The organism is Geosporobacter ferrireducens, from assembly GCF_001750685.1.
Lineage (GTDB): Bacteria > Bacillota > Clostridia > Peptostreptococcales > Thermotaleaceae > Geosporobacter > Geosporobacter ferrireducens.
The window spans coordinates 3,569,541-3,590,966 of the sequence record NZ_CP017269.1; the positions used below are offsets into that span (position 1 = coordinate 3,569,541).

A 21,426-nucleotide genomic window follows, 5' to 3' on the forward strand; every position below is an offset into this window, starting at 1 on the left:
CTTGAAAAACTAGGAGTGAGAAAATATGAAAAAAAAGAGAAATAATGTAGGTGTTTTTGTTATTTGTTTTATCATGTTTTCTTTGATTAGTGCATCCGTTACCTTTTATATTGTACGAGGAAAGCAAAATCAAAAAGAACGGCTAGAAGAGAAATTAACCGCTGGGATTGTGCAGGAGGAAAAAAATTTAGTTCAAAAGATTAATCTGCCGGAGCTTTTCGAAGGGTTGGAGGAAGTTTGGCTGGAAAGCAATCCAGGTGCAGCGGAGTCCATCGAAGTAGAAGGCGAAGATCTAAAAAAGATAACCGATTTCTTTATGACAGTTGAGTTAAAGGAGTCGGAAGAATTGGAAGAGGAACATTTCATTTTTATTATGCATATGAAGAGTAAGAATGCTAAGCTTCATATTATGGAAGATCAATTGCTCGTAGAACAGGTTCAAGGTATGAAGCAATACTTTGTAATGGACGATCAAAAAATGAAAGAACTGGTCAATCTACTGGAACATATTTATATGGGACGGTATAACGCCAGTGTAACCTTTAAAGAAGCAGACAGTGCATTTATTGAGGCAAGGGATGAAAACCGGAAGTGGATTGTTGATAAGGCAGAGATTCCTAATCTGTTGGATGCCATTGCCCTGTTGGCTCCATTGCCAAGAGATAAATTTATTGAAGTTCCTGTAAGCTATCCGGATTACTATATATCTATCACCAGTAGAGAGAGAACTTATGGGATTAATTTGATAAACGAGGAAATATTATCCGTGGATTCTCCAGATAGCTTTTCTTATTATCAATACAATCCGGAGCTTTGGCAGTATGTCTCTAAGAAATTACCTATAAAGCCTACCACGGATTCACACGAGATTGCATACTTACTAAAGTCTAAAAAGGTAGTTGTAGAGGATGCACAAAACCATTATGATTTCGAGGACGAAACTTATTATCCCGTTGAAATTCCCAGATGGATTCTTAAATGCAGCTTGAAGGAAGTAAAAGAGCTGCCGGAAGAGGAACGGTGGGCATTTATGATGACTTTTACTGTAGGAAAGGAACATGTGGATTTAAAAGTTTATCAGAATCATATCATCTATCAAGATAAGATCTATTTTAGCAACAAGATTGCCGACTCCGTAAGAAGTATATTCGATGTACAATAAAAAAGCTTGAGGGATTTAAATTTTTAAAATCCCTCAAGCTTTTTAAATTTTACCTAAAAGCATTTCACCAACTTGATAAATATCACCGGCACCCATGGTAATAATCAAGTCTCCTGATTGGGCATGGGTGAGGATATAACGTGTAATTTCTTCGAAACCACCAATATAGGTGATGTTTTCTTGATGCTTTTCGATTGCACTTGCCAGATCTCGCGCGTGGATCATACCCGTATCTTTTTCTCTAGCAGCATAGATATCTGCTATAATCACTTGGTCCGCATCCTTAAACGCTTCAGCAAAATCTTCTAACAGCGTGATTGTTCGTGTATAGGTATGGGGTTGAAAGATGCACCATAGGCTATGATGAGGATATTGCGTTGCTGCTTGCAGCGTAGCCTTGATTTCTGTAGGATGATGGGCATAATCATCAATAATAGTAAGTCCGTTGATTTCACCAAGTTTTTCAAAACGTCGATGGGTTCCCCGAAAACGATTAAGCTTCTCTTGCATTCTGTCTAAAGGAACGCCTAGTATATGACAGCAGGCAATTGCAGCTAAGGAATTACTAATATTGTGGTGTCCTGGAACCGAGAGTTGAAATGCAGCTAAGAATTCTCCTTTGTAAAATAAGTCAAACATAGGGAATCCTTGATGATTAAACTGAATATTTTTCGCTTGATAGTCAGCTTCCTTCTTTATACCATAGGTAACAACTGGGCAATCGACCTTTTCAATTAATGCTTCTGTATGAAGATCATCCTTACAGGCAATCAGAAAACCATCTGAAGGAATCCGCTGGGCAAATTTACTAAAAGCTTCAAGAATGTGATCCATATCTTTAAAGTAATCTAAGTGGTCTGCATCGATATTCAGGATGATACCAATCTTAGGAAAGAATTTTAAAAAGCTCTCTACATATTCACAGGCTTCGGTTACCAAATATTGATCTTTACCAATCTTGATATTTCCGCCAATTTCATCTAATTCACCACCTACAAGAATCGTGGGATCAAATCCTGCATGTTCTAAAATAAGGGAGATCATGGAGGTTGTTGTAGTTTTTCCATGGGTTCCTGCCACTGCAATACTGGTGTCGAATTTTTTCATTAGCAAGCCTAACATTTCTGCACGATCTATTACTGGAATACCGGTTTGTCTAGCCTTTGCTAATTCAGGGTTATCTTCCTTTACTGCAGCTGTATAAACCACCAAATCACATGCTTGAATATTTTGAGGACTATGTCCGATGATAACATCAGCACCTTTTGCCTGTAGTCGATTTGTAATTTTAGACGCTTTTAGATCGGAGCCGGATACTTTATAGTCAAAGGACAGAAGCATTTCTGCAATTGCACTCATGCTAATGCCACCGATTCCGATAAAGTGAATATGTTGTATATGGTGGGCATTTAGATCAAAATTAACCATTCTATTTCCTCCATTTTCAATTGTATCTAAAAAGGTTCTTGTATAAAAATTATTTAATAGTATTGACACAAAAACCTATTAATATATGTATATTCTACTTCTATCGAAAACTTTCGAGAGAAGGATAGTCAAATTATATCATACATCCTATTATTTTAAATTATTTTTGATAAAGATTTATTTAAGTAGTGATTGAATATTTTTCAAAAAACGAATAAAATTATATAATGAACATCAAAATATTCGGATTGGAGCGTAGTTTATGAAACTAAAAAGAAATGAGCGTGTAGGTGCGCTGATAAAAATTCTCTCTGATCATCCTAATGAAATATTTACTCTCAGCTATTTTACAAATCGCTTTAATGCAGCAAAATCAACAATCAGTGAAGATATAGTAGTTGCAAAAAAGATGATGGAGGACTTAAGCTTAGGCAAGATTGAAACCATTGCTGGGGCTGCAGGAGGAGTTAAATATATTCCGTTTACCAGTCGTGAAAATAATCGAGTGGTATTAGAAGATATTTGCAAAAAATTAGCAGAGTCGAATCGAATTGTGCCTGGAACATTTCTGTACATGGCGGATATCATTTATAATCCAGCTTTGGTGCGTAAGATGGGAGAAATCTTTGCCAGTCAATTTATAGGAGAAACTGTAGACTATGTTGTGACCGTAGAAACAAAGGGAATTCCTATAGCTCTGATGACTGCGAATGCCTTAAATGTGCCTTTAATTATTTTGCGGCGAGACAGTAAGGTAACGGAGGGATCAACGGTAAGTATCAATTATGTATCTGGTTCAACAGGAAAGATCCAAACCATGTCAATTTCTAAAAGGGCTATCAAGAATGGTGCGAATGTAATTATTATCGATGATTTTATGAAAGCAGGAGGAACTGCAAAAGGAATGATCGATATGATGAAAGAATTTGAGGCCAATGTAAAAGGAATTGGGGTAATGATTGCTACCAGTGAACCGGAAAGTAAGCTGGTAGATCAGTATATTCCTTTATTAATTCTACAGAATGTAGATGAAAAAAAAGGACGAATCCTTGTATATCCTAATGAAAATTTGGTCTAGGTTATGAAAAAAAGATGCTAAAGGATGGTTTTTAGAAAAAAGATCAAATTATTTGTAAATTTGTTCTTGGACAAGCAGGAGATTGGAAATTTTTAGAGAATAAGTTAATCATCTTAGTTAGCCCGGACCGGGAAGGTGGTGAACCCTATGAAGGTTACTGACGTGCGAATTCGCAAGATTAACGATGAAGGAAAAATGAAAGCAATAGTATCAGTAACTTTTGATAATGAATTTGTTGTACATGATATCAAGATTATCGAAGGACAGAACGGATTATTTATCGCTATGCCCAGCAGAAAGATGGGTGAGGGAGATTTTCGTGATATCGCCCATCCAATCAACTCAGAGACAAGAACACGATTGCAGGATGCAATCTTTTCTGAGTACGAAAAAGTAAAGGATGAGAAAGAAGAAGAGTAAAAAGGAGTATAGATCATGGACATGATCTATACTCCTTTTAGTCGAAATAAAGCTATGGAAGTCTAAAGGGCGACCATAGTTTTTTTGTGTCTGAGAGCTTGTGGAGAAACATAAAGAAAAAACTCGAAAAACCTTGATGATGTTTCAAACAAAAAGTGGTATACTATTGAACGGGAAAAAGTTTACCTACATATACTAATTATAGTTCTATATAATAAAAATAAAAAATGAATCCTGTATACAATAAACTTTAAAAATCATGTATAATAAGGAGTGGCATAAATGAGTAAAATAACAGCGGTTATTTTAGCTGCAGGTGCTGGAACACGAATGAAATCAAAGATTCCTAAGGTTTTGCATCAGGTATGTGGTAAACCGATGGTTGAGCATGTAATTGATGTTGCAGAAGAGGGAATTTCTGCAGAGCAAACTATACTGGTAATAGGGCATGAAGCAGAATTGGTAAAGAAGGCTACCGAACATAGAAGCGTATCCTTTGCACTGCAGACAGACCAGCTGGGTACAGGTCATGCTGTGATGCAAACGGAGCATTTGCTTCCGGAAGAAGGCTTAGTTTTGCTTCTTTATGGGGACACACCTTTAATACGGGGGAGTGTGATTCAAGATTTGATTGCTTTCCATAAAGAAGGGGGTTATCAAGCCACGGTATTGACCGCAATTCTGGAAGATCCTACAGGATATGGTAGAATTGTGAGGGGTATCGATGGAAAAGTAGAACGAATTGTAGAACAAAAAGATGCTGCAGCAGCAGAAAAAGCGATTCGGGAAATTAATTCAGGCATTTACTGCTATGAAAGTAAGCTCTTAAAAGAAGCATTAAAACAGTTAACGAATGATAACGCCCAAAAAGAATATTATATTACCGATGTAGTGGAGATTCTGAATCGTCAGGGCTATAGAGTAGGCGCGTTTACAATCAAAGACAGTACGGATATCATGGGTGTGAATTCAAGGGTACAATTGGCTGAAGCAGAAGAAATGATGCGGATGCGAATTTTAACACAACTAATGGAGTCCGGTGTTACCATTATTGATCCTCAAAATACTTATATTGATAAGACTGTGCAAATACAAAGAGATACAATCATTTATCCAGGGGCTATTATCAAGGGGAATACTAGAATAGGCGAAGATTGTATCGTTGGTCATAATTGTTATATAGAGAACTGTGTTTTGAAGGATCGCGTAGAAGTACAAAGTTCTACTTTAAAAGATAGCTTTGTAGAGGACGATTGTCATATTGGTCCTTATGCATATCTCCGGCCGAACAGCAGGTTGGGAAAGCATGTGAAAATAGGAGATTTTGTTGAAGTTAAGAATTCTACCCTTGGAGATTATTCAAAAGCTTCCCATTTGGCTTACATAGGGGATGGAGAAGTTGGTAAAAATGTCAATATAGGGTGTGGTGTTGTATTTGTAAACTATGACGGTAAAAACAAACATAGAACCATTGTCGAAGACAATGCTTTTGTAGGAAGTAATGTGAATTTAGTTGCACCGGTAACCGTAGAGAAAAATGGATATATTGCTACAGGCTCTACAATTACTAAAACAGTTCCAGCTGGAGCACTATCTGTTGCAAGAGCAAAGCAGGAAAATAAGCAAGGTTGGGTTGAACGTAAAGGATTGTTGAAAAAAGATTAGTTTGGGAGGGTTACAAATGAATGTCAAAGGACAAAATATTAAGGTTTTTGCAGGTAATGCCAGTAATGCTTTAGCATTAAATATCTGTAAGGAGTTAGGTGTAAGCCTTGGTTGTGCGCAAGTAGGATCTTTTAGTGATGGAGAAATTGCTGTAAATATTAACGAGACCGTTAGAGGTGCCCATGTGTTTGTAGTTCAGTCTACCAGTGCACCGGTAAATAGGCATTTGATGGAATTATTAATTATGATTGATGCTTTCAAAAGAGCTTCAGCAGGAGCAATTACAGCAGTGATTCCATACTATGGTTATGCAAGACAGGATCGAAAGGCAAAGGCACGAGATCCTATTACTGCAAAATTAGTTGCGGATCTGATTACGACAGCAGGGGCGGATAGAGTATTATCAATGGACCTGCATGCAGCTCAAATTCAGGGTTATTTTGACATTCCTGTAGATCATCTGTTGGGTGTGCCCATTCTGGCAGAATACTTTAGAGCCCTCCATTTAGAAGATGTAGTTGTTGTATCCCCTGATTTGGGCAGTGTAACCAGAGCCAGAAGTCTTGCGAATTTACTGGATACGCCTATTGCGATTATTGATAAAAGAAGGCCAAAGGCCAATGTATCTGAAGTAATGAATATCATCGGAGAAATAGAGGGGAAAAATGTGATTCTGGTAGATGATATGATTGATACTGCCGGTACCATTACCCAGGGGGCAAAAGCATTGAAAGATTTCGGAGCAAAAGAAGTATACGCTTGCTGTACACATCCTGTATTATCAGGGCCAGCCATAGAGCGAATTGAGAGTTCTGTAATTAAAGAGTTAATTATTACTGATACCATACCGCTGCCAGAAGAAAAACAGTTGAAAAATATCAAGACCCTATCGGTAGCACCAGTTTTTGCGGAGGCAATTAAGCGGATTTATGAAAATATGTCAGTGAGCAAGCTGTTTGATTAATCATTCCAAAGGTGGAGAATTTACTCCACCTTTTTTTTTGCATCGGTGATGCACAAATAGGAAAAAAGTAGGATATGGAATTCTAGGCAAATGGTATATAATGGATTGCTGAAAAATATAAAAAAATTTCATAACATGTCGACAAATTATGTAGAAATAAATTTTTAGAAAGTGAGGACTTAAAAGGCTATATACAAAAATAGAGCAAAGGAAGGGGAACAACGATATATGAAGGGTGGAATTCGCCTTAAGCTGATTGTGAGCTTTATCCTATTGATCACAATACCCATGACTGTACTGGGAATAAGGGTTTTTACAGAATCAGTAGATTTAATGAAAGAGAATCTGAAGCAGAGCACATTCCTAACCGATAGGGAAATCAGCAATATGGTTAATGTTTTTGTGAATGGCATGGAGGGTAATATAGACATGCTTTCTAGGGACACACACATTGAGCAAATTACTTCGAGTGAAGATTTAGAATTGGAAGCGCTGCAGGTATTTGAAAATATTGCGAAATCTTATCCGGATATCATGAATGTTTATATAGGAACGCCGGAGAAGAAGATGTATATTTATCCAGCCCAAAGTTTGTCCGCTGATTTCGATCCCACCTTGAGGCCCTGGTATCAGGAAGCTGTGAGACAGAACAAAGCTATATGGACAGAACCCTATACAGATGCAGGCAGCGATAAGGTAATCATTTCTGTGGCTAAGCCTGTATATAATGCTAAAAATGGGAATGCTTTTGTAGGTGTGGCAGCAATCGATATATCTTTGGAAAACCTATCCAATATGATTAACAATATTAAAATGGGTGAGTTAGGATATGTAGTTTTAGTAGATCGCAACGGCAACACCATGACGCACCCGAATCCTGATCTGATCGGACAACCTATCCCTATTCCTGCGTTATCAGAGGCTATGAAAAAACAATCAGAGGCAATCATAGATTATAAAATGGAAGAAAAAGGTGTAATGGAACAGAAGTTTGCAGTTTTCCATACTATCGAAAAAATGGGCTGGAGAGTTGTGTCCATCATGTATATCAAGGAAATTCGTCAGCAGTATGTCAGTATGCTCTATGCAACCCTCATCATTGGAATTCTTGCACTGATACTTGGAACGGCTGTGTCGATATGGCTTGCCAACAGCATAGCAAAGCCGATTCACAAGCTGTCCAAGGATATGGAGCGGATTAAAGAAGGAGACTTTACTGTACGAAGTCAGATCAAGACGACGGATGAAGTAGGCGCCTTAGCAGAAAGCTTTAATGTAATGGCAGAGGGGCTAAAGAATTTGGTTCATCAGGTAAGACAGGTGGCTGCAGAGGTAACAGGTTCGGCAGAGACCTTGGCAGCAACGGCTGAAGAAACCAGTGCTTCGGCTGAGGAAGTGGCCAGAACGGTAGAAGAGATTGCCAAAGGGGCTTCAGAACAGGCAGGGGAAGCAGAAAAAGGCTCCGGATTAGTAGCTAGTCTTGCAGGGAAGATGGAGAAGTTAGGGGAAAGCACCAGTAAAATGCTGGAAGTTTCATCAGATGTAATGAAAGCCAATCATAAAGGCGTAGAAACCGTAGAGGCGCTAAAAGAGAAAACAAAACTTAATAATGATGCTACGGAGCGGATTGTGACAGCAGTGACGGAACTAGACGGCCAGTCTCAGCATATCGGAACGATTCTGCAAACCATCAGTACCATTGCGGAGCAAACCAACCTATTGGCGTTAAATGCAGCCATAGAAGCTGCAAGAGCAGGAGATGCAGGAAGAGGTTTTGCTGTAGTAGCTGATGAGATCCGAAAGCTTGCGGAGCAGTCTGGCAAATCAGCTGATGAAATCCAAAGGATTGTAGTGGGTATTCAAGAACACAGTAAAACCACGGTGGAAATCATGCAGGATGTAAAGGAAAGAAATAAAGAACAGGGAAGTGCGGTAGAAGAAGTAAACAGAGCCTTTGGAGAAATCTCAAAATCTATTCAGTCGATTAATGAAAAGATAGAAGGCATTGGTACATATGTAGGAGAGGTAAACCAAGACGGACAAAACATTGTAGCTGCTATAGAAAATATATCTGCAGTTTCGGAAGAGACTGCGGCCTCCTCCCAGGAAGTAACGGCTTCCATGCAGCAGCAGACCTCTGCAGTAGATGAGGTGGCACAGGCAGCAGACAAACTGAATGGATTAGCCAGCCATTTAAGCAACGAATTAAATAAATTTAAAATATAGAAAAAGCAGCTTTTAAGCTGCTTTTTCTATGGCATTTTGCACGGGAAAGATAGAATTGTGGTATAATAATGAATGACTGCAAATATAGAAAGGATGTTCCAAATGATTGTGATCGTTGGTCTGGGAAATCCAGGCAGACAGTATACGGGGACAAGGCACAATGTTGGTTTCGAGGTGATTGATCTTCTATCCGACCGAAATCAAATCCCTGTAAATAAAATTAAATTTAAAGCCCTTGTCGGAGAAGGATTTATTGGAAATCAGAAAGTACTGCTGGTAAAACCACAAACCTATATGAATTTAAGCGGACATAGTTTATTAGAGATCGTAAACTTCTATAAGCTAGATCCAAAGCAGATTATTGTAGTTTATGATGATATCGACATTGAAACAGGGAAGCTAAGGATCCGTACAAAGGGAAGTGCGGGAACCCATAATGGAATGCGGTCTATTATTTATGAAATACAAACCGACGATTTTCCTAGAGTCCGCATTGGTATTGGAAAACCCAAATTCGGAAACCTTGCAGACTATGTGTTGGGACGAATTGTGAAAGAGGAAAGAGAGTTAATCGATATTACTGTTCGTGATGCAGCTGAAGCTGTGGAAGTATTTATAAAAGAAGGTATTCAAACAGCTATGAATCAATATAATAAATAATTATAGGATGATAATGCAAGATGCAAAGGTAGGCCCAGGTAATAGAACCTGGGCTAAGGCTGTTTGCGTATAGATAAGGGGAAGTGAAGGCGCTTGCAGAAAATATTTTTAGAAGCTGTAAAAAACTTTCAAGAATATAATCAGCTTCATATGACTATTGAAAAACAGTGGTCTCCCGCTACCATCCATGGTCTAATCGACTCGCAGATCCCACATATTGCTTTTTCTCTGAGCCAGATTTACGGAAGGCAATGTCTGGTGATTACAGATCAAGAGATGCAAGCAAAAAAAATCTACGAGGATCTGAAGTTCTTTATGGGAGATAGAGCTTGCTTTTTTCCTGCTGCTGAGACTGTATTTTACCATATTGATGCGCACAGTCATCAGCTTTTAGAGGAACGAATGAAAACTCTGAATAAGATCGCCAATGAGGAACAATGTATTGTGGTAGCATCCGTTGAGAGTATTATGAGTCGATTAATGCCAAAGGAACTTTTCCGAGAAAGGGCACAGGTAATCCGTTACGGAGAATCCGTATCCATGGAGAAGCTGCTATGGGTTTTTACTCAATTAGGCTATGAGCGGGTAACACGGGTGGAAGCGAAGGGACAATTTAGCATTCGCGGGGGAATTGTAGACTTTTATCCCGTTGTAACGGATATGCCTTATCGAATCGAATTTTTTGATGAAGAAGTTGACTCGATTCGGACCTTTGATTTAGAGAATCAACTTTCGGTAGAGAAAGTTAAAGAGGTGTCTATTACACCGATTCAGGAAATTCTCTTAAATGAGCATAATCGAGAACGGGGGATTCAAAAACTGAAGCTTGCGTTGCAGGGAACCATGAAAAAACTGAAAGGGGATCGCAGCCGCAAGTTAGCAGAAAAAATTGGAGAGGTTGTTGAGCAATTAGAAAGTGGCAGCCTGCCCAAAGGAATAGAGAATTATATCGATTTTATTTTTGAGGAAACATACCTGTTAACGGATTATCTTCAAAGGAACGCATTTATTTTTGTTGACGAACCTTCTCGTATAAAGGAAAAGGCGCAAAACAAGCATAAAGAGTTTCAAGAAACTTTTAAGGCACTGTTGGAAAAAGGAGAAGTACTGCCGGAGCAAGGGATGATTGTAGCAGACTATGAGGAAATTCTTCGCAGTATAGAAAAAAAGCAAAGTTTTGTGTTGAGCAGTTTACCAAAGGATAATCCTGATTTTCAACCCAAAACGATTATCAACTTCTCTACTCGAATGACACAGACCTTTCATGGCAAAATCGACCTTTTGGCAGAAGAGGTCAAAAACCTAAAAATTCGCGGCTATAAGACGATCTTGTTGTGTGGCACTGAAGACAGGCGAAAGAGGCTGCTGGAAAGTTTAATAGAATTAGGTATTGAAGGGGTTCGTTCAGGGATTGGAGAAGAAGTGCTCCAGCCGGGGCAGATTATAATCTTAGCGGGGAGCCTTACAAAAGGATTTGAATATTATTCAGATAGATTTATCACCATAACAGACAACGAAATTTTTGGTGTATCTAAAAAGAAGAAGCAGACTGCTAAGCGGAAGGATGCAAGACCGATAAAATCCTTTATGGATCTTAGTATCGGGGATTATGTTGTTCATGAAAATCATGGTATTGGGAAATATGTAGGGATTGAGCAGCTAAAAGTTCAAGGTGCAAAAAAAGACTATTTAAAAATGAAATATGGCGACGGTGATTTGCTTTACGTACCGATTGAGCAGATGGATCTGGTGCAGAAATATATCGGTGCTGATGACGGTACACCTAAACTCAATAAACTGGGCGGAATAGAATGGAAAAAAACGAAGGCCAGAGTGAAGGGTGCCATTGAAGACATGGCAAGAGATTTAATTGCTTTGTATGCAGTGCGGAAGACTTTAGTGGGTTATGCATTTGCAAAGGATACTCCTTGGCAGGTGCAGTTTGAGGATATGTTTCCCTTCGAAGAAACCCAAGATCAGCTCAGATGTATTCGTGAAGTGAAAGACGACATGGAGAAGCCGGCTCCTATGGATAGATTGTTGTGCGGTGATGTTGGCTATGGAAAAACAGAGATTGCAATCCGGGCTGCATTCAAATGTGTCATGGAGGGAAAACAAGTAGCTTTTCTAGTGCCCACTACCATATTGGCTCAACAGCACTACAATACCTTCGTACAGCGCTTTAGTCAATTTCCTGTTTCTGTAGAAATGCTAAGCCGTTTTCGGACGGAAGCACAGCAAGAGCACATTATTGAAAGTCTGCGGGTAGGAAATATTGATATTGTAATCGGTACTCACAGAATCCTCTCACAGGATGTACAATTTAAGGATATAGGACTGCTTATTATAGATGAAGAGCAGCGATTTGGTGTAAAGCATAAAGAGGCATTAAAACAGATCCGTAAAAATGTAGATGTATTAACCCTAACTGCAACACCTATACCTAGGACGTTGCACATGTCTTTGATTGGTCTGAGGGATATGAGCGTTATTGAGGAACCTCCCGAGGAGCGGTATCCTGTACAAACCTATGTTTTAGAGTATCAAGAGGAGATGATTCGGGATGCCATTCTAAGGGAAATCAGCCGAGGCGGGCAAGTTTACTTTGTATTTAATCGGGTAAAAGGGATACAGCAAATGGCTGGGAAGCTGAGGAAGATGCTGCCGGAAATAAAGCTGGCCGTAGCTCATGGACAAATGAGTGAGAGGGAGCTAGAAAATGTAATGATTGATTTTCTGGCAGGAGAACATGATGTGCTGCTGTGTACGACTATCATCGAAACCGGATTGGATATTGCAAATGTAAATACCATTATTATTTATGATGCAGACAAAATGGGTTTATCTCAATTGTACCAACTGAGAGGCCGGGTAGGGAGATCGGACCGGATGGCGTATAGTTATCTTACTTACCAAAAGGACAAGGTGCTGACAGAGGTAGCGGAAAAAAGGCTAAAGGCCATTAAAGAATTTACCGAGTTTGGCTCAGGTTTTAAGATTGCCATGAGGGATTTGGAAATCCGGGGGGCGGGAAATCTTCTGGGGGCTGAGCAGCACGGACACATGGCTGCGATCGGCTATGATTTGTATTGTAAGCTATTGGAAGACACGATCCATGAGATGAAAGGTGATGAAATCTTAAAACCCGTTGATACAACTATTGAAATTAATGTGAATGCTTTTATACCGGAAAATTACATTGAAAATGAAAACTATAAGCTAGAAGTCTATAAGAAAATTGCATCTATACGGGACCAGCAGGATGTATATGACATTGAAGAAGAATTGGAGGATCGATTTGGAACCATACCAGAGGCAGTCCGGAACCTGATTCTCATTGCATACATTAAAACTCTGGCCCAATGCTGCGGCGTCATACAAGTATCTGAAAGTGAGACATTTGTAAAACTTCAATTTGATGAGGCTCACCGGGTGAAGCCGGAGATGGTAGCAAAAATTCTCGATCAGTTTGGAAATAGGATTCATTTACATGCAGGAATAAGCCCTTCAATACAGCTGAAATACGAAGATTTTAGCCTAAGACTTAAAGAAATCCAAGGATTCTTAGAAAAAATTAGTGGTTTCCATAAAAAATAAATTCTTATATAATGGAAAATAAGAGCAAAGAAAAGGAAAATAAGGGAGAGGATTACGTGAATTTTAAGAGAAACAAAAGCTTATTGCTGCTGATCATTACGTTAACAGTATTTACTCTTCTTCTAGGCGGCTGTCAGCCAAAGGGAGGAAGTGTGGGAGATGAGGACACTGTGGCGAAGGTAAATGATACCCCTATAAGCTATGAGGAATATCGGAAGAATTTTGCCATGATCAAGTATGAATTAGAAGCATCCTATGGAGATAAAATATGGAGTCAGATTTATCAAGATAAAAAGACTTTTCTTCAAGTTGTTCAGGAGAATTTAGTGGAAAGATTAATTCGAGATGAATTATTAAAGCAATATGTTGAAAAGCAAAGCCTTCAAATTAATCAGGATGCAATCGATACGGAGTATCAAAAACAAGTAGAACGATTAAACAGTCAACCGGAAAAGAAAAAATACTACGAAGAGAACCAAATTGATGAAGCTTTTATCAGAAAATTTTTTGTATCTAGTGCTTATATGGAAGAATTTGTAGCGCATGTTGGACAAAGTATAACTGTATCTGATGAAGAAATTGAAAAATATATAGCAGAGAACAGCGAGAAATATGTAGATTACCAACTACAGGTAAGAGCAAGACATATTTTGGTAGAGACTGAGGAAGAAGCGAAAGATTTAGTAAGTAGAATTCGTAATGGAGAAGATTTTGCAACACTAGCCACACAATATTCTAAGGATACAGGGTCTGCCGTGCAGGGAGGAGATTTAGGCTTTTTCCCTAAGGGAATTATGGTAAAAGAATTTGAAGATATGGCTTTTTCTTTAAATATTGGTGAGATAAGTGAACCGGTAAAAACTCAATTTGGTTATCATATCATTGAAGTATTGGATGTACAAGATATGAAAGAAGAAATGAAGCGTGATGCGAAGATCGATTATGTGATTGATGAATTAACGAAAGAAGCAAAAATTGAAAGATATATGGATAAAATTCAATAACTAAAAATATTATAAAATAAAAGTTCTCTCTTACTGCATAGGAAGGAGAGAACTTTTATTTTATGAATTTTTATAATTCAGTTATAAACGTAATAAAATACCATAACAACAGAAATATTCCCATAGATGTATAAAAAACGTATCCTAGTAAAATAATAAGCTTACGAGGTACAGTCTACATTAAGGATATTTAGGAGGGAAATTGAGTGAAAGCGACAGGCATTGTTAGAAGAATTGACGATTTAGGTAGAGTTGTAATTCCCAAGGAAATAAGACGTACACTAAGAATAAGAGAAGGGGACCCTTTGGAAATATTTACAGATCGAGAAGGCGAAGTGATTTTGAAAAAATACTCACCGATCGGAGAATTAACAGAATTTGCAACAGAATATGCGGAATCCTTAAATGATGCTCTAGGACACATGACTGTGATTGCAGATAGGGATACAATCATTGCAGTAGCCGGAGGATCTAAAAAGGAATATTTGGACAAGCGTGTAAGTAAGGCATTGGAGAAGACCATGGAAGATAAAAAAGCCCTCATCATTACTGAAAAGGAAAGAACTACACCACTTGCTGCAGATGAAGGAGAGGAAAGAAAGTTTACATCTCAAGTAATTGCACCGATTATTACGCAGGGAGATCCCATTGGTGCCGTTTTACTTGTATCCAAAGATCCTGCAAAGCCTATGAGTGAACTAGAATTAAAAGTCGCGGAAACTGCAGCTAGTTTTTTAGGAAAGCAAATGGAACAATAAATCTATGAGGGCATAATACATAATTATGTAGTAGCATTTTGCTACTACTTTTTATTTGTGGTTAGAATACATTTAACGGGATTTCTCTATAACAAGGATTCTTTATTTCTGATATAATAGATTTGGTTTTAATAGTTATATGCTCAGTAGATTTGGGAGTGGAGGAAAAGGAATGAGTAATAAGTCGTTTTTAAAAGGTGCAGTTATATTGGGTATTGCCGGAATGATTGTAAAAATTATGGGTGCTTTTTTCAGAATTCCTTTGGGAAATATCATTGGCGCTACTGGATTTGGATATTATCAGGCAGCTTATCCCATCTATGTACTGCTGCTGACCGTATCCACTGCGGGGATTCCCACCGCAATTTCAAAGCTTGTTTCGGAGAAAAATGCAATTGGGGATAGACATGGTGCCTTTAAGGTCTTTAAAGTGTCCTTCATTCTATTGTTTATTACGGGGATTCTTACTTCATCCATCTTATTTTTTGGGGCAAAAGTCATCGTCGATTTAATCAAAAGTCCTGGTGCCTATTATTCTATGGTAGCAATTGCACCTGCATTACTTTTTGTACCAGTCATGTCTGCTTTTAGAGGTTTTTTCCAAGGGCGTCAGGATATGACGCCAACAGCTATTTCACAGGTTGCTGAACAATTTGCCAGAGTGGTAGTGGGATTAAGTCTTGCGATTATGCTTTTAGATAGAGGACTGGAGATCTCTGCTGCTGGAGCTTCTTTCGGGGCAGCTGCTGGCGGTGTTATTGGTGCAGTCGCGATTGTTTTCATTTACTTCCGTAGAAGGAGCGGTATTTTAAATGAGCTTCGGGGAACGCCCGTTCACAAACAGGATTCTTGGGGGAAAATTATTTACAAACTATTGACCATTGCAGTGCCTATTACCGTAGGTGCGGCGATCATACCGACGATGAATATGATAGATGTGGCAATCGTCGTAAGAAGACTGCAAACAATTGGTTTTACCTATGAACAAGCCAATGATATGTATGGGCAATTAACAGGTATGGCCATGACGATTATCAATTTACCCCAGATTTTAACAGTAGCGTTGGCAATGAGCCTAGTACCGGCCATATCGGAAGCCAGTCAAAGACGAGACCGCTTGCAGGTTCAAAATACCATACAAACGGGGACGAGGGTAGCCCTATTAATCGGTTTGCCGGCGGCTGCCGGTCTAGTAGCCTTATCTAAGCCAATTATGCTTTTATTATATCCATTAAAGCCGGAAAGTGCAGCCAGTGCAGCTGCGCCTTTGGCGGTTTTGGCAGTGGGTGTAATTTTTCTAACTTTAGTACAGACATTTACTGGAATTTTGCAGGGGCTAGGAAGACCTACAGTCCCCGTATGCAATCTGTTTATTGGTGCAGTAGTGAAAGTTATTTTAACCTATGTTCTTACAGGCATTCCATCCATTAATATTAAGGGGGCTGCTTTTGGAACCGTGATGGCCTATGCCGTAGCTGCAATACTCAACTTTTTTGCAGTAAGGAGGCTGACACGAACCAAGTTCGATGCAATGCAATTTGTGATCAAACCGTTGGTTGCGATTACTTCTATGACAGTGGTCGTGCTCTTCGTTTACAGTCGATTGGTAAACCTGATGGGTAACCGTATGACGGCAGTGATTGCCATCGGTATAGGTGCCCTGGTCTATGGCCTGATGTTGTTGGCTACTGGAGGCATTACGACGGAGGATTTTGATCTGATGCCAGGAGGAAGAAAGCTTGTAAAACTGCTGCGTATTTTCGGATTGCTGCGGAAATAATAGGAAGATAGAGGGAGAAGAACCATTAGAGAAGAAGGTGATTGGATGCAATATCAATTGACAGTATTGGGTCTGGGGCCCGGAAGCATCGACTATATTACGATGACGGCTGTAGAACGACTGAAAAGTGGAAAAAAAATCATACTGCGGACCCAGAAACATCCCGTAGTGGAAGAACTGAGAGCGCTGGGGATTTCAATGGAAAGCTTTGACAGTCTCTATGAAGGGGCTGCTGATTTTGATCAAGTTTATGATGCGATTGTGGACAGGCTATTTGAAATGCTCCAAAAAGAAGATGTGATTTATGCAGTGCCTGGAAGCCCCTTTGTTGCAGAAAATTCAGTGCAGAAGCTTATTCAGCGAGCTGATGAAATGAAAATAGCCATAGTTTTTGTTCCGGGGGTTAGTTTCATAGAAGCTGTTCTTCATGTATTAAAGAAGGACCCGATCAAGGGATTAAAAATCCTGGATGGGCTCCAGTTAGACTGTCAGATACCAGATCCGGATGGCGATGTGCTTATAACTCAGGTATATAGCAGCGCCGTAGCTTCTGACATTAAACTTAAGTTAATGAACTATTATCCGGATGAAACTCCGGTCGTGATTATTCGAGGGGCCGGCATTCCAGGAGAAGAGCGTATACAAGACTGTAAGCTTTATGAACTGGATCGATTTGGATGGATGGATTATTTAACCAGTGTGTATATACCTAAAATAGAAGAAAATACAGAAAAATACTATACTATGAATAATTTGATTCAGATTATGGCAAAATTAAGAAATAAAGACGGCTGTCCCTGGGATCGTAAGCAAACCCATGAGAGTCTGAAGCAGTATCTGATTGAGGAGGCCTATGAAGTACTGGAAGCCATTGAGAAAGAAGATTCAGATTTAATGGTGGAGGAACTAGGGGATTTACTTCTGCAAATTGTGTTCCACGCTCGTATTGCGGAGGAATCAGGGCATTTTAATATGGTAGATGTTTTGACGGGAATCTGCAGAAAACTGGTTTACAGGCATCCACATGTGTTCGGATCCTACCGTGTAAATACTGATACAGCCGCACTACAAAATTGGGAGGAGATGAAACGGAAGGAGAAGGATGAGAAAAGTCATACAGAAGGTTTAAAAAGAGTGCCCAAACAGCTTCCCGCACTAATGAGAAGTTATAAAGTGCAAGGAAAGGCAGCAGATGCGGGTTTTGACTGGGACAATGTAGAAGACGCCATTGATAAAATCCGAGAAGAACTACAAGAGCTGCTGGAAGTATACAAAACATCAGAAACAGGCAAAATAGTAGAAGAACTTGGAGATTTGATTTTTGCTGTAGTCAATGTAGCAAGGTTTTTAAAGGTCAATCCAGAATTAGCATTAAAAGGAACTACAGAGAAGTTTATTGAAAGATTTGCGTATATTGAGGAAATGGCACGAAAAAATGGAAAAAGGCTGGAAGATATGACATTGCAAGAGATGGATGATATGTGGAATATGGCAAAAATACATAAAAATAAAAAAAATGATAAAAAATACTAGTAAAAAGAAGGAATTTAGAAGAAAAGATAGAATATGCTAATACGTATTCTAAATCCATAAGGAGGTTATGAGTGTGAATAAAGCTGAATTAGTTGCCAGCATGGCAGAAAAGTCAGGATTGACAAAGAAAGATGCAGAGGCTTCTCTAAATGCATTTATGAAAAGTGTAGAAGAGGCTCTTGCAAAGGACGACAAAGTACAATTAGTTGGATTCGGTACTTTCGATGTTAGAGAAAGAAAAGCAAGACAAGGAAGAAATCCAAGAAATCCTGAGCAAGTAATCGATATTCCAGCATCAAAAGCACCTGTTTTCAAAGCTGGTAAAGCATTGAAAGACATGGTGAACGCTTAATTTAAACCATAAAACGAAAAAAGCAGCGAGGCTGCTTTTTTTAAGTTGGAGCGATGTGTCAATGAGAATTGATAAATTTTTAAAGAATTCAAGACTGATCAAGCGTAGAACACTGGCAAAAGAAGCCTGTGATCAGGGAAAAATACTGGTAAATGATAAAGTGGCTAAAGCGGGTACAGAAGTAGCGCTTGGTGATATTATCACGCTGGAATTCGGGATCAGAGCGACAAAAGTAGAGGTACTAGATCTTTCAGAGCATGTGACAAAGGAAAGTTCTAGGGAAATGTACAGAGTGATAGAATAGCATCCGATAAGGATGCTATTTTTATAAGCAAATATAAATCCTCTCGATTGCTTCTGCTTTGTTTGTATAGAGGCCAAATGCAGGAAGAAAACTATAGGTAAAATTCAAGTTAGCTAGAAAGCGGTGGAACTATTGAAAAACTGGAAAATAAGAGGGGGATTATTCTTACTTCTATGCATAGGGATCATGGGGCTGGTGAATTTTGAGAGTCTAAATCAAATAGACACAGAAGAAACAGCTGAAGAATGGAGACAGCTTCCACTGCCTAAAATATTTGAGGATCTGCAGGGAAGAGAACCATCTATTCGTGTTTATATCCTTGCGCGGGGAGACGTTGTTGAATTGCCTTTTGAAACCTATCTTCAGGGAGTTTTAGGGGGAGAAATGCCCAATAATTGGCCGCTAGAAGCTTTAAAAGCTCAGGCTATTATTGCTAGAACTTTTACAATGGACTTTTTATTAACAAGGCAGTCAAAATATGAAGGGGCCGATATATCTAGTGATGTAACAGAGGCTCAGGCGTGGAACCAGGATGCAGTCAATGAAAGTATTATTCAAGCGGTAGAACAAACAAGAGGACAGGTAGTTGCCTATGGTGGTACCTATGCCAAAACATGGTATCACGCCCATAGCGGGGGAAAGACTGCCTTTGCCAGAGAGGGATTTGGTACGATGGGAGATGAACCGAACCACATAAAAGTTGTGGATTCACAGGATTCCTTAGATGCACCGACAGAATATAGAATATGGCGTGCAGTCTTTAGTAAAAAGGAAGTTCAAGATGCATGTCAGCAATTAGGAAAGAACCCGGGCGTGATTGATCATGCAGAAATTGTTTCGAGAGGACCTTCCGGAAGAGCAACAACATTACGAATAGGTAGAATAGATGTAGAAGCGGCAAGATTTCGCATGAAGATTGGAAGTAAAAAAATGCGATCAACTTTAATTGATCATATGGAGGTAAAAAAGAACGGTATACTCATCCAAGGCAGGGGTTTTGGTCATGGCGTAGGTATGTCGCAGTGGGGAGCTCTTGAATTAGCTAAGCAGGGATATATAGCCGAAGAAATCATACACTATTACTTTAAGAATGTCAATCTGGTCAGGCTTTGGCACTAAAAACCTGGAATAAAGATTCAGGTACAAGAATATCTTAGTATAAGAATATTGTTGGCAAAGAGGTGAATGCTGGTGGAGGAGAGAAGAACTAGCAAAAGTAAAAGCCAAAGCATTATACTGGAAAATCGTGAGCGGCTCAGTGTTTCTGGTGTTGAGCACGTAACCAGCTTTAATGAAAATATTGTATTATTGGAAACGATTGAGGGAGGTTTAATCATAAAAGGAAAAGACTTAGATATCAGTAGGCTAAATTTAGAGGATGGAAATGTGGTCGTTAATGGACACATTTACTCAATGCAGTATACGGAAAAGGAAAGCACAAGCAACAAAGGTGCAGGCTTTTTAGGAAGAATGTTCAAATAACCGCATGGCGGTTATTTTTTTCAATATCGTGAAGACTGCCAGATCAAATTCTGCAGAATTCGAGGTGGATTGGATGGGAGATTTTATACTAGAACAATTGTATATTTTTTTTGCTGCAACCTATGGAGGCATGCTCATAGGTTTTATCTATGATTTATACAGGGTTTTCAGAGGTGTTTTCAAGCCGGGAAAAATTGCTACAGTGATACAAGACTTTTTCTTCTGGATTGTCATTGCAGGGGTAGCAATGTTTGTACTGTTGTTCAGTGCATCGGGACAGATACGATTTTTTAGCTTTTTAGGTTTCTCCTTAGGAATGCTCTTATATTATTGGACATTTAGCAATATCGTAATAAGAACCATTCGAAAAGTCCTGCGTATAATATATAAGGGTATTGGAAAAATTGTAAAAACAATATGTTACCCCTTTGGATTAGCGAAAAAACAAATTAAAAAAATGGTATTGGAGATAAAAGTAAAATTAGCTTGGGTACCCAAGATCTATCATCGTCTCCGTAACCTACCTAAAAAAACTTTTAAAAAAGCAAAAAGATATATAATGAAAATCCTGAAAAAAAAGTAGCAGGAATTCATATCCTGATATAGAATAATAATACAAAGTCATTTCTAGAGGGATGAGATCATGAGTGCAAAGAGAAAGAAAAGCCTTATAAAGGGGAATCGTCTTTTCTATATGATCATCTTTTCTGTGATTCTATATGTTGCTTGGGTTTTTGGCAATCAGCAAATCAAACTAAATGCCTTGCAACAGCAAGAACAGGAAAAACAGGAACAGGTAGCGATATTAAAACAGGAAGTACTCCGGCTAGAGGAAGAGATTCAACAGTCCAATACACCTGAGTTTATTGAAAAGGTAGCCCGCGAACAACTAAAAATGGTGAAACCTCACGAAATTATATATATCGATAGTGAAAAAGCAAAGCATGAGTAGTTTTTGGGAGAAAGAGGGATTGTATTGACATGCCTATAGTTATCCTTTATAATTAGTGATA

19 protein-coding genes are annotated in these 21,426 nt (G+C 38.9%); 18 read left to right on the plus strand and 1 reads right to left on the minus strand.

Annotated features, from left to right (window positions below; all coding sequences use genetic code 11):
- Positions 1-25: 25 nt before the first annotated feature.
- Positions 26-1,162, plus strand: a complete 1,137-nt coding sequence (locus tag Gferi_RS16705; RefSeq protein WP_069978481.1) for a hypothetical protein — start codon at positions 26-28, stop codon at positions 1,160-1,162.
- A 42-nt stretch (positions 1,163-1,204) separates the two neighbouring features.
- Here the strand turns inward: Gferi_RS16705 and murC are convergent, their stop codons facing one another.
- A complete protein-coding gene (gene murC / locus Gferi_RS16710; protein ID WP_069978483.1) occupies positions 1,205-2,590 on the minus strand; it encodes a UDP-N-acetylmuramate--L-alanine ligase in 1,386 nt (461 codons plus the stop codon).
- Positions 2,591-2,852: 262 nt separating this feature from the next.
- Here murC and purR point away from each other — a divergent pair, with 262 nt between their 5' ends.
- From purR to Gferi_RS16795, 17 genes are all read left to right on the plus strand, one after another.
- Complete coding sequence (gene purR, locus Gferi_RS16715) at positions 2,853-3,668, plus strand: pur operon repressor (protein WP_069978485.1); 816 nt, start codon at positions 2,853-2,855, stop codon at positions 3,666-3,668.
- Between the two features lie 147 nt (positions 3,669-3,815).
- A complete protein-coding gene (gene spoVG, locus Gferi_RS16720) occupies positions 3,816-4,088 on the plus strand; it encodes a septation regulator SpoVG (RefSeq protein WP_069978486.1) in 273 nt (90 codons plus the stop codon).
- A gap of 282 nt (positions 4,089-4,370) precedes the next feature.
- Positions 4,371-5,753: a bifunctional UDP-N-acetylglucosamine diphosphorylase/glucosamine-1-phosphate N-acetyltransferase GlmU gene (gene glmU, locus Gferi_RS16725; RefSeq protein ID WP_069978487.1), complete on the plus strand. Its 1,383-nt coding sequence runs from the start codon at positions 4,371-4,373 to the stop codon at positions 5,751-5,753.
- Between the two features lie 16 nt (positions 5,754-5,769).
- Positions 5,770-6,717: a ribose-phosphate diphosphokinase gene (locus Gferi_RS16730; protein WP_069978489.1), complete on the plus strand. Its 948-nt coding sequence runs from the start codon at positions 5,770-5,772 to the stop codon at positions 6,715-6,717.
- Positions 6,718-6,945: 228 nt separating this feature from the next.
- Entirely contained in the window at positions 6,946-8,943 is a 1,998-nt protein-coding gene (locus Gferi_RS16735; protein WP_069978491.1) for a methyl-accepting chemotaxis protein, read from the plus strand.
- A gap of 102 nt (positions 8,944-9,045) precedes the next feature.
- Positions 9,046-9,603 (plus strand): aminoacyl-tRNA hydrolase, encoded by a 558-nt coding sequence (gene pth, locus Gferi_RS16740; protein ID WP_169833008.1) that lies wholly within the window; start codon positions 9,046-9,048, stop codon positions 9,601-9,603.
- A gap of 93 nt (positions 9,604-9,696) precedes the next feature.
- Positions 9,697-13,200, plus strand: coding sequence for a transcription-repair coupling factor (gene mfd, locus Gferi_RS16745; RefSeq protein WP_236932615.1), 3,504 nt, complete (start codon positions 9,697-9,699; stop codon positions 13,198-13,200).
- A 56-nt stretch (positions 13,201-13,256) separates the two neighbouring features.
- Complete coding sequence (locus Gferi_RS16750; protein ID WP_169833009.1) at positions 13,257-14,204, plus strand: peptidylprolyl isomerase; 948 nt, start codon at positions 13,257-13,259, stop codon at positions 14,202-14,204.
- Positions 14,205-14,410: 206 nt separating this feature from the next.
- Positions 14,411-14,962, plus strand: coding sequence for a stage V sporulation protein T (gene spoVT, locus Gferi_RS16755; RefSeq protein ID WP_069978494.1), 552 nt, complete (start codon positions 14,411-14,413; stop codon positions 14,960-14,962).
- 172 nt (positions 14,963-15,134) lie between these two features.
- On the plus strand, positions 15,135-16,742 hold the full coding sequence (locus Gferi_RS16760) for a putative polysaccharide biosynthesis protein (RefSeq protein ID WP_069978497.1): 1,608 nt from the start codon (positions 15,135-15,137) through the stop codon (positions 16,740-16,742).
- Between the two features lie 45 nt (positions 16,743-16,787).
- Complete coding sequence (yabN, locus tag Gferi_RS16765) at positions 16,788-18,275, plus strand: bifunctional methyltransferase/pyrophosphohydrolase YabN (protein WP_069978499.1); 1,488 nt, start codon at positions 16,788-16,790, stop codon at positions 18,273-18,275.
- 73 nt (positions 18,276-18,348) lie between these two features.
- Entirely contained in the window at positions 18,349-18,627 is a 279-nt protein-coding gene (locus tag Gferi_RS16770) for an HU family DNA-binding protein (RefSeq protein WP_069978500.1), read from the plus strand.
- A 61-nt stretch (positions 18,628-18,688) separates the two neighbouring features.
- Positions 18,689-18,931, plus strand: a complete 243-nt coding sequence (locus tag Gferi_RS16775) for an RNA-binding S4 domain-containing protein (RefSeq protein ID WP_069978502.1) — start codon at positions 18,689-18,691, stop codon at positions 18,929-18,931.
- 132 nt (positions 18,932-19,063) lie between these two features.
- Positions 19,064-20,050, plus strand: a complete 987-nt coding sequence (locus Gferi_RS16780; RefSeq protein ID WP_156782422.1) for a SpoIID/LytB domain-containing protein — start codon at positions 19,064-19,066, stop codon at positions 20,048-20,050.
- Positions 20,051-20,116: 66 nt separating this feature from the next.
- Positions 20,117-20,413: a sporulation protein YabP gene (gene yabP / locus Gferi_RS16785; RefSeq protein WP_236932616.1), complete on the plus strand. Its 297-nt coding sequence runs from the start codon at positions 20,117-20,119 to the stop codon at positions 20,411-20,413.
- 73 nt (positions 20,414-20,486) lie between these two features.
- The gene (gene yabQ / locus Gferi_RS16790) at positions 20,487-20,996 is read left to right on the plus strand and encodes a spore cortex biosynthesis protein YabQ (protein WP_069978506.1); all 510 of its coding nucleotides are present in this window, start codon (positions 20,487-20,489) and stop codon (positions 20,994-20,996) included.
- A gap of 60 nt (positions 20,997-21,056) precedes the next feature.
- A complete protein-coding gene (locus Gferi_RS16795) occupies positions 21,057-21,365 on the plus strand; it encodes an FtsB family cell division protein (protein WP_069978508.1) in 309 nt (102 codons plus the stop codon).
- Positions 21,366-21,426 lie beyond the last annotated feature (61 nt).

What these genes read in the sequence shown, in the direction of transcription:
- Gferi_RS16735 (WP_069978491.1), top strand. Translation starts at nt 6,946, where the DNA reads ATGAAGGGTGGAATTCGCCTTAAGCTGATTGTGAGCTTTATCCTATTG.
- Gferi_RS16760 (WP_069978497.1), top strand. Translation starts at nt 15,135, where the DNA reads ATGAGTAATAAGTCGTTTTTAAAAGGTGCAGTTATATTGGGTATTGCC.
- spoVG (WP_069978486.1), top strand. Translation starts at nt 3,816, where the DNA reads ATGAAGGTTACTGACGTGCGAATTCGCAAGATTAACGATGAAGGAAAA.
- Gferi_RS16730 (WP_069978489.1), top strand. Translation starts at nt 5,770, where the DNA reads ATGAATGTCAAAGGACAAAATATTAAGGTTTTTGCAGGTAATGCCAGT.
- Gferi_RS16795 (WP_069978508.1), top strand. Translation starts at nt 21,057, where the DNA reads ATGAGTGCAAAGAGAAAGAAAAGCCTTATAAAGGGGAATCGTCTTTTC.
- pth (WP_169833008.1), top strand. Translation starts at nt 9,046, where the DNA reads ATGATTGTGATCGTTGGTCTGGGAAATCCAGGCAGACAGTATACGGGG.
- purR (WP_069978485.1), top strand. Translation starts at nt 2,853, where the DNA reads ATGAAACTAAAAAGAAATGAGCGTGTAGGTGCGCTGATAAAAATTCTC.
- yabN (WP_069978499.1), top strand. Translation starts at nt 16,788, where the DNA reads ATGCAATATCAATTGACAGTATTGGGTCTGGGGCCCGGAAGCATCGAC.
- murC (WP_069978483.1), bottom strand. Translation starts at nt 2,590, where the DNA reads ATGGTTAATTTTGATCTAAATGCCCACCATATACAACATATTCACTTT.
- Gferi_RS16705 (WP_069978481.1), top strand. Translation starts at nt 26, where the DNA reads ATGAAAAAAAAGAGAAATAATGTAGGTGTTTTTGTTATTTGTTTTATC.
- yabQ (WP_069978506.1), top strand. Translation starts at nt 20,487, where the DNA reads ATGGGAGATTTTATACTAGAACAATTGTATATTTTTTTTGCTGCAACC.
- glmU (WP_069978487.1), top strand. Translation starts at nt 4,371, where the DNA reads ATGAGTAAAATAACAGCGGTTATTTTAGCTGCAGGTGCTGGAACACGA.
- Gferi_RS16775 (WP_069978502.1), top strand. Translation starts at nt 18,689, where the DNA reads ATGAGAATTGATAAATTTTTAAAGAATTCAAGACTGATCAAGCGTAGA.
- yabP (WP_236932616.1), top strand. Translation starts at nt 20,117, where the DNA reads ATGCTGGTGGAGGAGAGAAGAACTAGCAAAAGTAAAAGCCAAAGCATT.